The 15,965-nt window shown below is 64.8% G+C and carries 18 protein-coding genes; 3 read left to right on the top strand and 15 right to left on the bottom strand.

Annotated elements, in window-relative coordinates:
- Nucleotides 1–10: 10 nt before the first annotated feature.
- From ACO06J_RS14565 to ACO06J_RS14555, 3 genes are all read right to left on the bottom strand, one after another.
- Entirely contained in the window at nt 11–475 is a 465-nt protein-coding gene (locus ACO06J_RS14565; protein WP_421761440.1) for a GyrI-like domain-containing protein, read from the bottom strand.
- A complete protein-coding gene (locus ACO06J_RS14560; RefSeq protein ID WP_421761439.1) occupies nt 472–2,094 on the bottom strand; it encodes a GMC family oxidoreductase in 1,623 nt (540 codons plus the stop codon). The genes ACO06J_RS14565 and ACO06J_RS14560 overlap by 4 nt, the downstream gene beginning before the upstream one ends.
- Before the next feature lie 158 nt (nt 2,095–2,252).
- A complete protein-coding gene (locus tag ACO06J_RS14555; RefSeq protein ID WP_421761438.1) occupies nt 2,253–2,849 on the bottom strand; it encodes a DUF6622 family protein in 597 nt (198 codons plus the stop codon).
- 110 nt (nt 2,850–2,959) lie between these two features.
- Here ACO06J_RS14555 and ACO06J_RS14550 point away from each other — a divergent pair, with 110 nt between their 5' ends.
- On the top strand, nt 2,960–3,748 hold the full coding sequence (locus tag ACO06J_RS14550; RefSeq protein WP_421761437.1) for a LytTR family DNA-binding domain-containing protein: 789 nt from the start codon (nt 2,960–2,962) through the stop codon (nt 3,746–3,748).
- Here the strand turns inward: ACO06J_RS14550 and ACO06J_RS14545 are convergent.
- From ACO06J_RS14545 to ACO06J_RS14535, 3 genes are all read right to left on the bottom strand, one after another.
- Nucleotides 3,745–4,458 (bottom strand): hypothetical protein, encoded by a 714-nt coding sequence (locus ACO06J_RS14545; protein WP_421761436.1) that lies wholly within the window; start codon nt 4,456–4,458, stop codon nt 3,745–3,747. The genes ACO06J_RS14550 and ACO06J_RS14545 overlap by 4 nt on opposite strands.
- The gene (locus tag ACO06J_RS14540) at nt 4,455–5,384 is read right to left on the bottom strand and encodes a LysR family transcriptional regulator (RefSeq protein WP_421761435.1); all 930 of its coding nucleotides are present in this window, start codon (nt 5,382–5,384) and stop codon (nt 4,455–4,457) included. The genes ACO06J_RS14545 and ACO06J_RS14540 overlap by 4 nt, the downstream gene beginning before the upstream one ends.
- 292 nt (nt 5,385–5,676) lie before the next feature.
- Nucleotides 5,677–6,711: a rhodanese-related sulfurtransferase gene (locus tag ACO06J_RS14535; protein ID WP_421761434.1), complete on the bottom strand. Its 1,035-nt coding sequence runs from the start codon at nt 6,709–6,711 to the stop codon at nt 5,677–5,679.
- 62 nt (nt 6,712–6,773) lie between these two features.
- Between ACO06J_RS14535 and ACO06J_RS14530 the strand changes: the two genes are divergently transcribed.
- Nucleotides 6,774–7,799 carry an aldo/keto reductase gene (locus ACO06J_RS14530; protein WP_421761433.1) on the top strand — a complete coding sequence of 342 codons (1,026 nt, stop codon included), beginning with the start codon at nt 6,774–6,776 and terminating at the stop codon, nt 7,797–7,799.
- A 152-nt stretch (nt 7,800–7,951) separates the two neighbouring features.
- Here ACO06J_RS14530 and ACO06J_RS14525 read toward each other — a convergent pair whose 3' ends face one another.
- From ACO06J_RS14525 to rpmI, 7 genes are all read right to left on the bottom strand, one after another.
- Entirely contained in the window at nt 7,952–9,220 is a 1,269-nt protein-coding gene (locus ACO06J_RS14525) for an O-antigen ligase family protein (protein ID WP_421761432.1), read from the bottom strand.
- A 6-nt stretch (nt 9,221–9,226) separates the two neighbouring features.
- Nucleotides 9,227–11,632: a phenylalanine--tRNA ligase subunit beta gene (pheT, locus tag ACO06J_RS14520; protein ID WP_421761431.1), complete on the bottom strand. Its 2,406-nt coding sequence runs from the start codon at nt 11,630–11,632 to the stop codon at nt 9,227–9,229.
- Between the two features lie 104 nt (nt 11,633–11,736).
- A complete protein-coding gene (locus ACO06J_RS14515) occupies nt 11,737–12,087 on the bottom strand; it encodes a BrnA antitoxin family protein (protein WP_421761430.1) in 351 nt (116 codons plus the stop codon).
- Complete coding sequence (locus ACO06J_RS14510) at nt 12,035–12,319, bottom strand: BrnT family toxin (RefSeq protein ID WP_421761429.1); 285 nt, start codon at nt 12,317–12,319, stop codon at nt 12,035–12,037. Before ACO06J_RS14510 ends, ACO06J_RS14515 begins: the two co-directional genes overlap by 53 nt.
- Nucleotides 12,320–12,353: 34 nt before the next feature.
- The gene (gene pheS / locus ACO06J_RS14505; protein ID WP_421761428.1) at nt 12,354–13,484 is read right to left on the bottom strand and encodes a phenylalanine--tRNA ligase subunit alpha; all 1,131 of its coding nucleotides are present in this window, start codon (nt 13,482–13,484) and stop codon (nt 12,354–12,356) included.
- A 165-nt stretch (nt 13,485–13,649) separates the two neighbouring features.
- A complete protein-coding gene (rplT, locus tag ACO06J_RS14500) occupies nt 13,650–14,051 on the bottom strand; it encodes a 50S ribosomal protein L20 (RefSeq protein ID WP_421761427.1) in 402 nt (133 codons plus the stop codon).
- Between the two features lie 14 nt (nt 14,052–14,065).
- Nucleotides 14,066–14,266: a 50S ribosomal protein L35 gene (rpmI, locus tag ACO06J_RS14495; protein ID WP_421761426.1), complete on the bottom strand. Its 201-nt coding sequence runs from the start codon at nt 14,264–14,266 to the stop codon at nt 14,066–14,068.
- 188 nt (nt 14,267–14,454) lie between these two features.
- Here rpmI and ACO06J_RS14490 point away from each other — a divergent pair, with 188 nt between their 5' ends.
- Nucleotides 14,455–14,592, top strand: a complete 138-nt coding sequence (locus ACO06J_RS14490) for a hypothetical protein (protein ID WP_421761425.1) — start codon at nt 14,455–14,457, stop codon at nt 14,590–14,592.
- Nucleotides 14,593–14,595: 3 nt separating this feature from the next.
- Here ACO06J_RS14490 and ACO06J_RS14485 read toward each other — a convergent pair whose 3' ends face one another.
- Both ACO06J_RS14485 and ACO06J_RS14480 read right to left on the bottom strand, forming a co-directional pair.
- Nucleotides 14,596–15,015 carry a MarR family winged helix-turn-helix transcriptional regulator gene (locus tag ACO06J_RS14485; protein ID WP_421761424.1) on the bottom strand — a complete coding sequence of 140 codons (420 nt, stop codon included), beginning with the start codon at nt 15,013–15,015 and terminating at the stop codon, nt 14,596–14,598.
- A 101-nt stretch (nt 15,016–15,116) separates the two neighbouring features.
- The gene (locus tag ACO06J_RS14480; protein ID WP_421761423.1) at nt 15,117–15,899 is read right to left on the bottom strand and encodes a hypothetical protein; all 783 of its coding nucleotides are present in this window, start codon (nt 15,897–15,899) and stop codon (nt 15,117–15,119) included.
- Nucleotides 15,900–15,965 lie beyond the last annotated feature (66 nt).

The following is a 15,965-nucleotide window of genomic DNA, read 5'->3' as shown; positions in this document are numbered from 1 at the left end:
TCGGACAAGCCTATGCGGTCTTCGGCGCTGTGAACGGCGCGAGCCCGATATGGAGCTGGTGCCGGCCGGCGGGGAGACCGGGTTGGTAGCCGAAATCGAGTTTGAAATCGGTGGTGCCGAGCCCGGCTTTGGTGGCGTGCTCGTAGAGCTGGCCGAAGCTCTGGGCGATCCCTGGCAGCGGGCCATCGTGAATGATCGAGAGATAGCGGTTGGCCGGGATTTCGAGCCGCATCATGCGCTGCGGCACCGGTGTGTCGGGGCCGGCAACGACGCCGATCAACTCGCGGTAAAAACCCTTCTCGCGCGAAATGCTGACCGCGACGAACCCGTCGCGCATGCTGCCGGATTCAGGGACGAGCCCGGAATCGAAGAGCCGCGTCCAGGCGGCGGGCACCGCCTTGGGCAGCTCGTTCCAGTGCGCTTCCACGAGGAGCCCGACCACGGTGAGGGCCGGCAGGTCAATCGTTTCGATCATTGAGAATGGTCCTCGGCGATAAGGCTCGCCGCCTTTGAGCCCACGGCCATGGCCGGAGCGTTGGTATTGCCAGAAACGATTGCCGGCATGATGGAACAGTCGATGACCCTGAGGCCCGCGACGCCGCGGACACGCAGCCGGGCATCGACCACCGCCGTCGGATCATCGTCGCGCCCCATGCGGGCCGTGCCGACTGGGTGGTAATTGGTCTTGACCGTTTGTCCGGCAAAGGCGGTGAGGCCCTCGTTGTCCTGCACATCGGAGCCAGGGAGGATCTCTTCGCGGATCTTGGAGAGGAACGGCTCGGTTTCGAGTAGCTTTCGGGCAAAGCGCATGGATTTGAGCGTCAGCCGCAGGTCGTCCGGGTCGCCAAAAAAGTTGCAGTTGACGAGTGGCTGGGCCGCCGGATCGGCTGAGCGCAGTCGCACCGAGCCGCGCGCCTTTGGGCGCAACAGGCACGAGGTGAAGGTGACGCCCCATGTGGGCTTGGCCTTCTGCACGTCGCGGTCCTGATAGACGATCGGCGCGCAATAGAGCTGGATAGTCGGCCGGTCGCCGCCATCGGGATCGTAGAACAGGCACGCCTCGATGCCGGTGGTGGTCACCGGGCCGGAATTGAACAGCAGGTATTGGAGGCCGTTCCGCACCATCGGCCAGCCCGAATCCTGGCCGAAATAGCCGGACTTGCCTTTGGTAGTGGCAATGATGGGCACCTCGTGATGGTCCTGGAGGTTCTGCCCCACCGGCAGGTCGGCAACGACCGGAATCTGGAAATCGCCGAGATGCTCCGCCGGGCCGATGCCCGAGAGCATCAGCAGTTTCGCCGTGTTGTAGGTGCCCGCGCCGACCAGCACTTCGCGCTCGGCCCGCGCCTCGTGCGGATCGCCATGCACCATGTAACTGACGCCGACGGCGCGGCCCTGCTCGATGAGGATGCGGTCGACCCGTGCGTCCGTGACGATGGTCAGCCGCCGGTCGCTGCTCAGCGGATCGAGAAAGGCTTTCTTCGCATCCGAGCGGCGCTTGAAGCGGCCCCACTGCCCGTAGGTATGCTGCATGATGCCGACGCCGTTCTGCCGGGCGCCGTTGAAATCGGGGTTATAGGCGTGGCCCAACCCTTGCGCCGCGCGGAGGAAATCCTCGGTGGTGTCGCTGATCTGGCCGGGCTCGGAGACTCGGAGGTTGCCGCCGATGCCGTGGAATTCGTCGTTGAAGCGGTTGTTGGCTTCCACCGATTTGAAGTGGGGGAGGAGGTCCGCATAGCTCCAGTCGGTGCTGTTGCCGAGCCCGGCGGCCCAGCCATCGTAATCTTCCTTCTGGCCGCGCATATAGACCATGGCGTTGACCGCGCTGCCGCCACCAAGAGCCTTGGCAACCGGCACGATCGGGCCGCGCCCGCCCAGTTGCGGCTGCGGCACGGTCTCGTGCATTTCGAGATAGGTGTCGCGGCCGAGGAACTTCATGTAGCCGGCCGGCATACCCATGATCGGGCTGGTCGAGCGTGGCCCACGCTCCAGCATCAGCACCGAAAAACCGAATTCGCTGACGAGCCGCATCGCCGCGACCGATGCCGCAGACCCGCCGCCCACAATGATGAAATCGAACACGCGCTCAGTCATCACCGGCTCCACGGGCACTCGCTGCTGGCCTGTCTTAGCGGCCCCGCTCGCCGATGGGTAGGGGCATGCTGGCAATTGGGAATACCCTGTTCGCGTAGTCGGCCTAGCGCAGAGGAGATTCCTTCGCGCCGGGCACATTTGGCGGTAGTGCTGGTTCCTCAGGCGGTGGCCGGATCCGCGATCGGCCCCAGGGCCACGCGGAGCCGCAGCGTGGTGCGGGTCACCAGCAGCAGGGCAAAGAAGGCGGAGAGGCCTCCAAGCGTCAGGCGGAACTCGAGACCTTCGGCAACGACTGGCGCTGCGGCGGCGACCGCGGCGCCGGCATAGCGGGTGAGGAACACGCCGAGCATCACCAGCAGCGGCGTCCATTCGCCAGCAAGCTGCAGCCGCCCACCGCCCAGCGCAGTTGGCCGATAGCGGCGTTCGAGCGAAAGGCCCGCCGCCACGCCCAGCAACCCCCCGAGCGCCAGCGCGGCAAGGCTCACCATCGACAGGCCATCGGAGAGCAGGTGACTGAGCGAGAGCAGCACCATGATGGCTGGAACGGCGAAGATACCAACGAGGCCGGTCTGGCGCGGCTGGGTCCACTTGAGGCCGAGAGCAATGAGACCCACCAGGAGGACCCACACCCAGAACGGGGTATGACTCACGATATTGCCAAGCAAGCCGGCATCGGCTGAGCCGGGCATGGCAGCCTCGGCTGCCGTGCTGAGGGCAACGAGGACAGGGATAGACAGGAACAAGGAGGGGCGCATTTTGTATCTCACAGGTTATGGTGGCGCCGCATCGGTGCGGCTTGCCGGGCCTGGATGGCTGGCAAAGCTTGGGCACTCAAATCGATATTCGGGAACGGAAGGACGGCGTCGTGGATCGCAAGGCGTTGCAACTCACGCTTCGTGAATTGCGGGCAACGTTCTCGTCCCCAATGGCGCTGAGCGGTCTGGCGGCCGTGGTGCTGGTGCTCGGCATTTCCGGCCCGTTCGGCACGCAGGAACGGCTGAACCTCGCCGAGCGGCTGGTCTATTGGCTGGTTGTGGTGATCAGCAGCACCAGTGTCTGCTTTTCGACGATCTACCTCGTGAACCAGTTGCTGAAGCCGCGCATCGCCTCACCAAACCTCCGCATCGGGATCGGCGCTGTCCTCGCCGGCACGCTGGTGACGGTGCTGATGGCGGTGATCGACAGTGTGGCGATGGGCAAGACCGTATTGGGCTATCTGCCCGCGCTGTGGCTCAACTGCGTCGTCATCACCCTCGCGATCAGCCTGATCGGCGTGCAGTTGCGGCGGAGGACCGCGCCTGCTGCGGCGGCCGCCTCGGTCTTGAGCGACCAGGGAGCCACCCCGCCGCCCATCCTTGAGCGCGTGCCGCTGCCGCAACGTGGAGCGCTCTGGGCGCTGGTGGTGGAGGATCACTATGTCGAGGTGCTGACCGAGCGCGGCAAGACGCTGGTGCTGCTGCGCCTCTCCGATGCAATCCGGGAGACGACGGGCGTGCCGGGCGTCCAGATCCACCGCTCGCACTGGGTGGCGCTGGCCGCCGTGAGCCGCGTGGTGCGGAGCGACGGCAAGGTCTTTGCCGAACTGCCCAACGGGCTACGCCTGCCGGTGAGCCGCGGCTTTGCCGACGCGGCGAAGGCCGCCGGAATCGCCTAGCTCGGGCGTCCGCCGGCAGGGGTGACGTCGGGGCTGCGCTGGTGGGCGATATCGAGCAGGACCTCGACGAGGATGCTCCACAGCGTTGAGGAGTCCGACCGCGCCACGGCGGGCAGTTGCCGGTCGGCATTGAGCCGCGCGACCTCTTGGGTGAGGTCGCCCACGGTCACGAGGTTTTCGGGGTAGCGCCGCGGCGCCCACCATTGCTGGATGACGAGGGCCACCACGAGGCCGGCGGTGAGCAGCGTTTCGATGAAATAATCGCGTCCGGCGACGGCAAAGCCGAGGCAGACCGTGACGGCCACTCCGGTGGTGAGGAGAATCCACCTGTCGAACGGCTTAAGCGCCAGCACGGGCTGGGCGAGGCCGGTGCGTTTGCCGAGTTCACGCAGCGCCTGGCGGGGGGAGGATACTTGTAACTGCGTGAGGGGCGTTGTGAGGCGAATATCCTTGCCCGCACGCATGCCGCGCAGCGCTCGGCGCAGGCGGTAGAAGGTCAGCTCCGTGCCGCAGGGGCCGGCCGGGTCGCGTTCGAGCAGCGATTTGACGACCAATAAGCCATGAAGATCTGTGACGTTGCTGATATCGGCTGCTTCCTCGGCGGTGATCTCAAGCCCGAGCCGGGCGCGCAGGGCGCCGAGCAACGCCATGCCGTCAGCGGTGGCAAAATCCACCGCCTGCACGGCCAGCGGTGTCTCATTGGCACTCATGCGGCGCTCCGGCCGGGCTCAAGCCGGGATTCGAGCACCGTGCCGACGCTGGCGCATTCGGAGGCGATCTCGATGGCGAAATCACGCAGCATCGGGCGATCGAGCACGGCAAGGTTGCGCACCACCATGGCGATGTCGCGGTGCACCGGGTCCATGTCGGAAGGCGTGATTTCGGCGAGCCGCCCTGCGGCGAGGTCAGATGCGACCGAACTCATCACGAAGAACCCGACGCCCTCGCCCTTGACCGCCAGCCGGCGGGCCGGACCGGTGGGCAGTTCCACCGACACCGAGGCGCGGCGGAACAGCGCCAGCGCCGGATCGGGATAGGCCTGCCACCAGGGGATCGAAATCAACCGGGGGATCCGCTTCAGCACCTCCTCGATGCGCGGGTTGGGGCCGAGTTCGGCGACAATGTGCGGCGCTGCGACCAGCGGCACGCGCTCGCGCATCAGCAGCAGCGGTTCGAGGTCGGTCAGCAGCGGGTCGAGATTGGGCCAGCAGAGGATCCCCATCTCGATTTCGCGCTCGTGCAGCATCGTGGCGATCTGGTTCTGCCGGCCTTCGTTGATCACCACATCGACCGAGGGGTATTTGTCCTGAAAGCGGAGCAACGACTCGGTGATGAGAGGCGAGACGAGACTGCGCAACGAGCCGATCGAGACACGGCCGCGCTCAACCCGGCGCAGCGCTTCCTTTGCCTCCTGCGCTGCTGCCAGCATGCGCCGCGCATAGGGAAGGAAGGTCATCCCCTGGTCGGTGAGCGTGATGGTGCGCCCGCGGTGAAACAGCGTGACCCCGAGCAGATCCTCCAGCGCCCGCATCCGCATGGACACCGTCGCCTGCGTCACGTTGAGCCGCGCCGCGGCCTTGGTGAAGCTCAGGTCCTGCGCGATGCGATCGAAGGTCTTGATCTGATCGAGGTCCATGGATCACAGGCGCTTATGAGTGGGGTGTGGAAGGGGCGGAAATGCTGCGGGACATATTGAATATGCTGATGGGGAAGGTCAACGGGGCGGGAGGTGCCTCCCATGGAGGAAGGGTGATCGCATATAGCCAAGTCGCTTGAAGAAAAGGCCCCCTCACCCGCCGCTGCGCGGCGACCTCTCCCCCGAAGGGAGAGGTGAGCTGAGGCACGATCGCGCCACCTCGTCACCTCTCCCTCTGGGCGAGAGGTCGGCCGAAGGCCGGGTGAGGGGGCCTTTCTATTCAAACGAGTGTCTAGGGAGAAGACTCGGCCCGGACCTTTGCGGCCAGCGCCTTGCTGGCTTCGCGGCGGGCGATCTTGGCGGCCTTGTTGCGGGCGGCTATCGCGACTGCGTCGTCGCCCATGTGGGCTTCGCCGCGCTGGCGGGCGAGGGTGATCTGGTGCTCGCGCTCGATCACACCTTCGGGGGTTTCTGCAGCGCAGGTGGCGCAGAGGTTGCCCACTGCTTCGTGCGGCAGCATCGGGTTGCGGCAGGCGCGGCAGAGCAGCGCTTCGCCTTCCCTCAGCCCGTGTGTGACCGAGACGCGCTCGTCAAAGACGAAGCACTCGCCGTTGAAACGGCTGTCGGTCTCGGGGATCTTTTCGAGATATTTGAGGATGCCGCCCTTGAGGTGGAACACTTCCTCGAAGCCCTGTGAGAGGAGATAGGACGACGCCTTCTCGCAGCGGATGCCGCCGGTGCAGAACATCGCGACTTTCTTGTGCCGCGCGGGATCTAGCGTCTTGGCGACATAGTCCTTGAACTCGACAAAGCTCTGGGTATGCGGGTCGAGCGCGTTGGAAAAGGTGCCGAGCTTCACCTCGTAGTCGTTGCGGGTATCGACGAGGATCACGTCATTGCGCGCGATCAGCCCGTTCCAGTCCTCGGGCTCGACATAGGTGCCCACCTGCTGCGACGGGTCGGCCTCGGGCGCGCGGAGCGTCACGATCTCGGGCTTGAGCCGCACCTTCATGCGGAGGAACGGCATGGTTTCGGCGGTCGAGAACTTGGCTTCCGCGCCAGCGAGGCGTCCGGCCCAGAGCGGATCGGTCAACAACCAGCTCATCAATTGGTCGATGGCGGCGTCTGTTCCCGCCACAGTGCCGTTGATCCCCTCGGGCGCGAGGACGAAGCTGCCCCGGATGCCGCGGGCGCAACAGAACAGCGCCAGCGGCTGTTTCAGCGCCGCGCAATCGCCGAGATCGGCGAACTTGTAGAGCGCCAGAACCTTGAAGGGGGATTGGCTTTGCGTCAGACTGGCGGTGGAAATTTCAACATGCTCGGACATTTCGGCCCCGTTTAGCACCGGCAGGCCCCACCGGGCAACTTCGACACATCGGGAGGATGACAATGACCTATCGGGCCAGCGACGCTCGCTATGGCGACATGCAATACCGCTATACCGGCAAATCCGGGCTGAAGCTGCCGGTGATCTCGCTGGGGCTGTGGCAGAATTTCGGCGGCACGCGGGACTATCCCTCCGCCTTCGAAATGCTGAGCTATGCCTTCGACAAGGGCGTCACCCATTTCGACCTCGCCAACAATTACGGCCCGCCGCCCGGCGCCGCCGAAGAGCTGTTCGGCGACGTGATGGCGCGCGACTTCCGCCCCTATCGCGACGAGATGATCATTTCGTCAAAGGCCGGCTGGGACATGTGGCCCGGCCCCTATGGCAACAAAGGCTCGCGCAAGTATGTGCTCGCGTCGGCCGACCAGAGCCTCAAGCGCATGGGGCTCGACTATGTCGATATCTTCTATTCCCACCGCTTCGATCCCGAAACGCCGCTCGAAGAAACCATGGGCGCGCTGGCGCAACTGCACCGGCAGGGGAAGGCGCTCTATGTCGGCATCTCGCAGTACCCCGAAAAGCAAACCCGCGAGGCGCACCGGATTTTGAAGGAAATGGGCGTTCCCTGCCTGATCCACCAGCCGAGCTATTCTATCCTCAATCGCTGGATCGAGGACGACAAGACCATCGATGCCTGCCACGATTTGGGGATCGGCATCATCGCCTTCTCGCCGCTGCAGCAGGGAATCCTCTCGGGCAAGTACAATGCGTTGAAAGGCGACCTCAGCGGGACGCGGGCTTCGGAGAACTATTCGCTGAGCGCCAACCGGCTGGAGCCGCGGGTGCTCGAGGCTGTCGAAAAGCTCGGTGAAATCGCCAAGGCGCGGAAGCAGACCATGGTGCAACTGTCGCTGGCGTGGGTATTGCGGCGGAAGGAAATGACCTCGGCGCTGATCGGCATCCGAACGCTGGAACAGTTGAAGGATTGCCTCGGTGTGCTGGATAATCTCGAGCTCTCGGCCGAGGAGATCGCGGCGATCGAGGTGGCGAGCAAGGGCGGGCTGATCGATAGCCGGCCGTTGCGGTAAAGGCGGCTAAGGGCGCCCCCTCCACCACCCCTCGGGTGGTGCCCCTCCCCCGTCTCCGACGGGGGAGGATCTCGCCGCGCGGCTGGAGTGCACCTCTGATCCTCCCCCGTTTACGGGGAGGGGGACCAAGCGCAGCTTGGTGGAGGGGGCGCCTAGACCGCCTCGTCCCGGCAATAGTTCAGCAGCATTGCCGTCAGCACCACATACAGCGTGTTGTGGAGCGTGAAGCTCAGCATCGTGTCGGGGAGGCCGAGGACGAAGTAGCTGATCGAGAGCAGGCTGCAGCCATAGAGCCGGGTGCGGTACTGGCTGTCGCGCGGGCTGCGGAGGCAGCAGAGGACGGGCGTGACGAGGAGGATGAGGTAGACCGCGATGCCGAATATCCCGGCGGCCACTGCAAAGTTGAGTGCGTCGTTGTGGAGGTGCGGCAGCTGCGCATGCACCTGCTCGTAGACCGCGAGATAGGGGAGGATCGAGCTCATCAGCCGGCTCCAGCCGTGGCCGAAGACGGGGGCCTCGAGGAAGGCGAATGACCCGGCGCGATAGAGGATGAAGCGGATGGTGGTGCCGAGATCGGCGGGGTTATCGCCGCCGGCGAGGCGCCCGAGGATTTCGAACAGCGTCGATGAACGCGCGCCCGCGAGATCGGCGACATAGCCGATGACGGCAAAGCCCACGGCGAGGCCAAGGCTGACGCCGATGGCGAGCCACTTGTGCTTGACCAAGAGGAGCGCCGCAACGAACAGCAGCACCGGAAAGGCGATCAGCGCGGCGCGGGAGCCCGAGGCAAAGATCACCACCAGCGCCAGCAGTGGGCCCAGGGCGTAGATGAAACGCTGGTAGCTCGAACTCGCCGCGGCCCCGATCATGGCGAAAAAGCCGACGATCAGCGCGGTGTTGGAGAGCCGGATCGGATCGGTGAAGAACGAGCCGAGCCCGGCGCGCGGCAGGCCCTCGATATAGGTGAAATAGAGCGAGACGCAGAGCCCGGCGGCAGCACCAACGAGCGCGAAATCGGCGATCTTGCGGCTGTTGGCGGGTGTCGCGGCGCGGCGGAACAGGGCCGCCAGCGGCGCGTAAAACAGCATGGCCGCGAAGTTGAGCGTCTGGAGGATATCGACCGGCTGCTGCGCCGTGACCAATGCGGAAATGAACAGCAGTGCGAAGGCGCCGAGGAACAGCTTGGCGGGGAGATCGAACGGCATCGCTATGCTGCTGCGCCGCAGCCAGAAATAGGCGGCGACGAGGACGATCAGCACCAGCAGCACATAGGTGGTGAAATAGCCCAGAACGCAACTGAGCCCGATCGCCACCACCAGCACCGCCCGGCGGAGGATGGTTTCGCCTGAGCTGAGCGATGGCGCGGGCAGTTCGAGGCCGAGCCCGGCCTCGATTTCGTCTGCGCGTGGGACCCGGTTCATCTTGTCTCAGGTCCTGAGGAGGCCGCCGGTGGCCTTGGTGACAGCGGCCACCAGGGCACCCGAGAGCTTGTCGATCTCCTCGTCGGTCAGCGTCTTGTCGGCCGGCTGAAGCGTGACAGCGATGGCGACGGATTTCTTGCCCTCGCCGACGCCCTTGCCTTCGAAAACGTCGAACACTTCGACGCCGGTGATCAGCGCCTTGTCGGCATTGCGCGCGGCGCGGATCAGGCTCGCTGCCGCAACGTCGCGATCAACGACGAAGGCGAAATCGCGGCTCAGGGGCTGCAGGTCGCTGAGCTTCAGCAGCGGCTTGGTGCGGGTCGGCTTCTTCCGCGGCTCGGGGATAGCGTCGAGATCGAGCTCGAACGCCGCGATCGGGCCGGTGAGGCCGTATTCGGCCAAAAGCATCGGGTGGATTTCGCCGAACCAGCCGATGGTGAGCTTGGGGCCGAGCTGAATGCGGCCACCGCGGCCCGGATGGCTCCACGAGGCGGGCTCGGCGACGAGCTGCAGCTTGTCGATGTCATGGCCCATGGCATCGAGCAGTGCCGCGATATCGGATTTGGCGTCGAACACCGAGACCTTGCCCGTCCCCTGCCAGTGGCGCGAACCGCCCATGCGGAGGCCCGTGGCATAAGTGTGCTGGCCCTCGGGCGTGATCGAGAGGAACACCTGGCCCACTTCGAAGAGCTTGAGGTCGGCATAGCCGCGATTGGCGTTGCGCTGCGCGGCGCCGAGGAGCCCCGGCAGTAGTGAGGGGCGCATGTCGGTGAGTTCCGACGCGATCGGATTGGCGAGCTTCAGCTCAGCCGCCCCGCCACCGAAGCGTTGCGCTTCCGGGGCGGAAATGAACGACCAGTTGATCGCTTCGTCGAGCCCGCGGGCGGCGAGCGTGCGGCGGGCGAGGCGGCGGCGGTTCTGCAGCGTGGTCAGCATGCGCGGGGCGACGTGATTGAGCCGCGGCAGCGGTTCGACGGGGACGTTGTCGACCCCGACCATGCGCATCACCTCTTCGGCCAGATCGGCTTTCATGGTGACATCGGGACGCCAGGAGGGGACGCGGACCTTGCGGTGGTCGCCCGTGCCCTCGGCCACAAAGCCGAGCCGGGCAAGGATCGCCTCCACCTCATCGGCACTCGCCTGCAGCCCGGTGAGGCGCTTGACCTCGGAGAGTGGGAAATCGACGACGGTATTGGGGAACACGTCTTCACCCGAGATCGCGGGCTCCATCGGCTCGCCGCCACAGAGCGCGAGGACGAGGCGGGTCGCGAGCTCAAGGCCGGGCTCGGTCAGCGCGGGATCGACATTGCGTTCGAGCCGGTAACGGGCGTCGGAGACGATGCCGGTCTTGCGGCCGGACTGCGCGATGAGATCGGGATCCCAGCTGGCGCATTCCATGAAGACGTTGGTTGTGCCGTCGGTGCAGCCCGAGCGGATGCCGCCCATGATGCCGCCGAGGCAGAGCGGGCCCTGATCGTCGGCGATGACGGTCATGGTCGCATCGAGCGTGTAGACCTTGTTGTCGAGCGCATCGAAGCTCTCGCCCGCTCGCGCATTGCGGAGCACCGGCTGGCCGACGATCTTGTCGGGGTCATAGGCATGGAGCGGCCGGCCCCAGCCGAGGGAAACGAGGTTAGTGATATCGACGATCGCGTTGATCGGACGGAGCCCGACAGCGCGGAGGCGCTGCTGCAGCCAGTCGGGCGAGGGGCCATTCTTGACGCCCTTGATATAGCGGCCGGCAAACTTGCGGATCGCCTTGGGCTCGCCGGGTTCGAACTGGTGCGGCAGCGGCGCGATCGGGCTCTTGCCCTTCGAGGCAACCGGCGACATGTCGGTGGGCTTCAGTGTGCCAATGCCGAACGCCGCGAGGTCTCGCGCTACGCCATAGACGCCGGTGGCGTCGCCGCGATTGGGGGTGATCGAGATATCGATCACCGCGCCGCCGAGCTTGGCGTAATCGACATAGGAGACGCCGATGGGCGCGTCGTCGGGCAGCTCGATAATGCCGTCATGGTCATTGGAAAGCTCAAGCTCGGCCGCCGAGCAGAGCATGCCGTTCGACGGCGCGCCGCGAATGACGACGCCGGCCTTGAGGGTGAAATCCTTGCCCGGAATGTAGGTGTCGGGGAAGGCGAAGACCGACTTGATCCCGGTGCGCGCGTTGGGCGCGCCGCAGACCACATCGATCAGGCTGCCGGTGCCCGCATCGACCTTGCAAAGATGGAGGTGATCGGAGTTCGGGTGATCAGTCGCCTCGACGAGCTTTGCGACCACGAACGGCCGCAGCTTTTCGGCAGGATCGACAATCTCCTCGACCTCGAGCCCGATCATGGTCAGCGCCTTGCCGATCTCCTCGGCAGAGGCGGCGGTGTCGAGATGCTCTTTAAGCCAGTCGAGGGTGAACTTCATGGGTCGGATACTTTCGGTGCGTAGTGCTGCTATTCCTGCAGGTGTGAGGAACGCGCGAGGCGAGATCGATTGCGCTGGTCAAGAGCGCGGGAAGCGGTGACCCGTCAAGTGCCGTGCTTTTTCACATGCTCGGCAAGGATGTCGTTGATCCGGCTCTGCCAGCCGGGACCGGTGGCGCGGAAATGCTCGACCACGTCGTGGTCGAGGCGCAGGCCGACACGGTCCTTGACCGGGGTCTTCTGCGGGCCGCGCTGGCCACGGGCGCGCTCGAAGGCCTCCACGATCTCGGGGAACATTTCGCGCATCGGCCTCGCCCGCGCCATGTCCTCCTCGGTCAGTTCTGGAATATCATCACCAACGCGCTTTTCGAAATCGTCCAGAGACTCTCCGGGTCGGCGCCCCTCAAGTGTGCCGGGAAGCCTGTCGCGCTTGATAGCTTTTGAGTTCGCGGTCATTTGCTTTCCTCATTGAGATAACTCGCATTCGGCTGCCTCGCCACGTCCAGCAATAGAGGCACAGTCTGCCATCGAGATGGCCATAGGTGATGTATCTGCGCTCGCCATAGTCGAAGCGTTTGTCCTCGAGCGTATCGAGACTGTCTGGGTCGAACTTTTCGACATCCGCAAAGTCCAGTTGTCGCTCTCGAAGCGCGTCTTGCCTCTTCTCTTCGTCCCACTCCAACTTCATCTACCACACTCATTTATTTGTGGCCACGATTAAATCAGCTGCTCAACCCCCCGAACAGCGTCGGCAGGTCGAGGGGACGGAAGCCGTAGTGGTCGAGCCAGCGCTTGTCGGCATCGAAGAAGGCGCGGAGGTCGTTCATGCCGTATTTGAGCATGGCGATGCGATCGATCCCCATGCCCCAGGCAAAGCCCTGGTAGACATCGGGGTCGAGCCCGCAATTGCGGAGCACGTTGGGGTGCACCATGCCGCAGCCCAAAATCTCGAGCCAGTCCTTGCCCTCGCCGATCTTCACTTCGGCGCCAGAGCGGTCGCACTGCACGTCGACTTCCATCGACGGCTCGGTGAAGGGGAAAAAGCTCGGGCGGAAGCGGAGCGTGACGTTGTCGACCTCAAAGAACGCCTTGAGGAACTCCTCCAGCACCCAGCGCAGCTGGCCGATATGCGAGCTCTTGTCGATGACCAGCCCCTCGACCTGATGGAACATCGGGGTGTGGGTCTGGTCGCTGTCGTGCCGATAGGTGCGGCCGGGCATCACCACGCGGATCGGCGGATCGATCGCGGGCGTGAGGTAGGGCGCTGCCGGCTTTTCGTTCCCCTTGAGCATGGTGCGGATCTGCACCGGTGAGGTGTGGGTGCGGAGCACGCGCTTCACCCCATCGGGCGACGGCGCCATGAAGAACGTATCGTGCATCTCGCGGGCCGGATGGCCCTCGGGGAAGTTGAGCGCGGTGAAATTGTACCAGTCGGTCTCGATGTCGGGACCTTCGGCGATCGAAAAGCCCATGTCGGAGAAGATCGCCGTGATCTCGTCGATCACCTGGCTCACCGGATGGATGCGGCCCTCGGCAGTGGGCGTGGGGCGCACCGGCAGGGTGACATCCACGCGCTCGGACGCAAGGCGGGCATCGAGCGCGGACTTCGCGAGGTCACCGGCCTTGGCCTCAATCAGCGCCGTGACTTCGGTCTTCAGCCCGTTGATCGCCGCGCCGGCGGACTTGCGCTCCTCAGCAGCGATGCCGCCGAGGGTGGCAAGGAGCGCGGAGACGGAGCCTTTCTTGCCCAGTGCCGCGACGCGGACCGCCTCGATGGCGGCTTCATCGCTCGCGGCAGTGACCGCGGCGGCGATTTCGGTGCGGAGGGTGGCGATCTGGGCGTCGAGCGACATGGATCAGGTCCGGAGCTGGCGTGGCTTGGGCGAACCGCTCGGGAGAGCGGCAAGAAAGAAGCGGCGAGAAAATCGAGTGCGGGCAGGGCAAATGAAAAAGCCCCGCGCCATCCCGGATCAACCGGATGGCGCAAGGCTTAGCTTAGGGCCTCATAGAAGGCGAGATTAGGCGGAGATACGCTCGTGAGTAGTGGTCTCGAGCGAGCCGAGATACTCCAGCGCCTTCTTCGACTGCACGACGAGCTGGGCGAACGCTGCAGGCTCGGTGATCGCGAGATCGGAGAGCACTTTGCGGTCGACCGCAATCTCGGCCTTCAGGAGGCCGTCGATAAATCGGCCATAGGTCAGGCCATGCTCGCGGACAGCCGCGTTGATGCGCTGGATCCACAGGGCGCGGAAGTTGCGCTTCTTGGCGCGACGGTCGCGGTACGCATACTGGCCGGCCTTGTCGACGGCAGCCTTGGCGGTACGGATGGTATTCTTGCGGCGGCCGTAGAAACCCGAAGCAGCCTTCAGGACCTTCTTGTGGCGGGCGTGGGCGGTAACGCCTCTCTTAACGCGTGACATTTTTGTGCGGCTCCTTAACGGTTATACGGCATGTACCACTTGACCAGACTTTCATCGCCCTTCTTGAGGATCTTGGTTCCCCGATGCGAGCGAATATAGTCGGCGTCGTGGCTCATCAGCCTGTGCCGCTTGCCTGCGACGCCCGCCTTGACGCGGCCGCTCGCAGTCATCTTGAAGCGCTTCTTGGCGCCCGATTTGGTCTTCATTTTTGGCATTTTGCTTGTCCTGTTAGGGTGGCTCCCGCGGGAGCCTGCATTCTGGACGGCCACGGCATGCCTTTCGGCCGGGCTGTCCGGTTAAGAGGCGGCGTTATAGGGGGAGAGTTGGGGGAGTGCAAGGGGGGCGTCACAAGTCTGTAACGGCAGCGTGCACGGATAGTGCATCCCACCAGCGGAGCCTTCACATGGCAGAGCGCATCACCATCAACAAGGCCTATCTGCGCGGCTTGATCTGGCTCCTGGCTCTGGCTGTCATCGTGCTCATGCCGCGTTTCGATGCGGCGCCGCCCGCGCCCGTCACAGCGCTGCTCGCTGCACGCTAGACTTCAGCGATTAGCAGCGGCGAGTTCGCCCAATTCGTCGAGCAATTGCCAGGCCTGGGTCTTGCTGAGTGAGCGCAACGCGGCGCGGTCGGCGTCGGCTGCGGCGGCGGCGGCCCTGGGCAGGACGTCCTTGGCTTTCTCGCTGAGATAGAGCCCCTGCGCGCGGCCCTTGCCCACGGTGCTCTTTTCGATCCAGCCCTCGGCTTCAAGGCCGGAGAGGGTGCGGGCGACGCCGGGTTGCTCAAGCTCCAGCCGGCTCACCAGTTCGGCCTGCGTCAGGCCCTCGCGATGGGCGATCTCGGCCAGCGCCGTGAATTGCGCGGGGTGGAGCCCGAACGGCGCCAGGGCATCGCGGAGGTGGGTGGCGAGGCGGCGCGCCAATTGGCTGGCGACGTGGAACAGGGTTTCCTTGTGATCGAACATTTCGTCCTCCCCCACGGTCCATCCGCAGAGCTGATAGATGAGGTGTAGCAGGTTGGATTTAACAAGTCTGACTAAGGCAGGGGTGAGGCGCAAAGGCCCCTCTAGCGGACGATTTCAGACCACGGACGGCCAGCGCGAGCGGCCGCTGCTGCCTGGGCAACGCGCTTTTTGGCAACGGTCGTCAACTCGGACGACACCACGTTATTGGCATTGGCTGGATCGAGCACGCCACGCGCCACGAACAGGCTTTCGAGATAGCCCAGCACCATCCAGACATTGTCCGCGAGTTCGCCCAGCGGCCGGCGGCGCAGGGCGGCATAGCTGGTGAGCTCGAGGTAGAACGAGGGCAGGTCGAGCCCGTTCTGGTCGCGCCAGAGTTTGAGTACCCGCACCTCTTCGTGCCGCGAGTTCTCCAGCGCATCGAGCACGTGCTGGGTGAGGTTGGTCTTGGTCGAAAAGCCGCTGCTGGTCGAATGCAACTCGTGCACGTCGGACGAGAGAGCCTCGCGCTTGGCGGGGATCAGGTCAATCTCGGTGCCGTCGAGATTGATGCCCAGCGATACCGGACGGCGGATCGGGGAAAAGCCCTGGCGCTTCAGCGCGCCGGCCAGCGATTCGTAGATTTCTGCGATCCGGAACGGGGTCTCTGGGCTGAGCGACAGCAGGAAATCGATATTGACGCCGGACTTGTTGGCCATCCGCTTCTCGAAGGCGCCGGTGGGGTAGACTTCCAGCAAATGCCGGCCGCCCCAGTTGCCGCAGAGCCGGTCGACCTTGCCTTCGAGCGCGCGCAAATTGGAGCTGGCGTCCTCTTCCACCGCCTCGCGGCGCAGGATCGAACGCAAATACTCCGACGGCGATACTCTGCCAACCACTGCACTCATCTAAGCAGTTTTACTAAATTCGTAGGCAGCCGGCCAGCCCGCTCACGACAAAACGATCTATTAGGT

The organism is Devosia sp. (assembly GCF_965229025.1).
GTDB lineage: Bacteria > Pseudomonadota > Alphaproteobacteria > Rhizobiales > Devosiaceae > Devosia_A.
The sequence above is the reverse complement of the archived record's forward strand: the minus strand, read 5'-3'. Positions and strand labels throughout refer to the sequence as shown.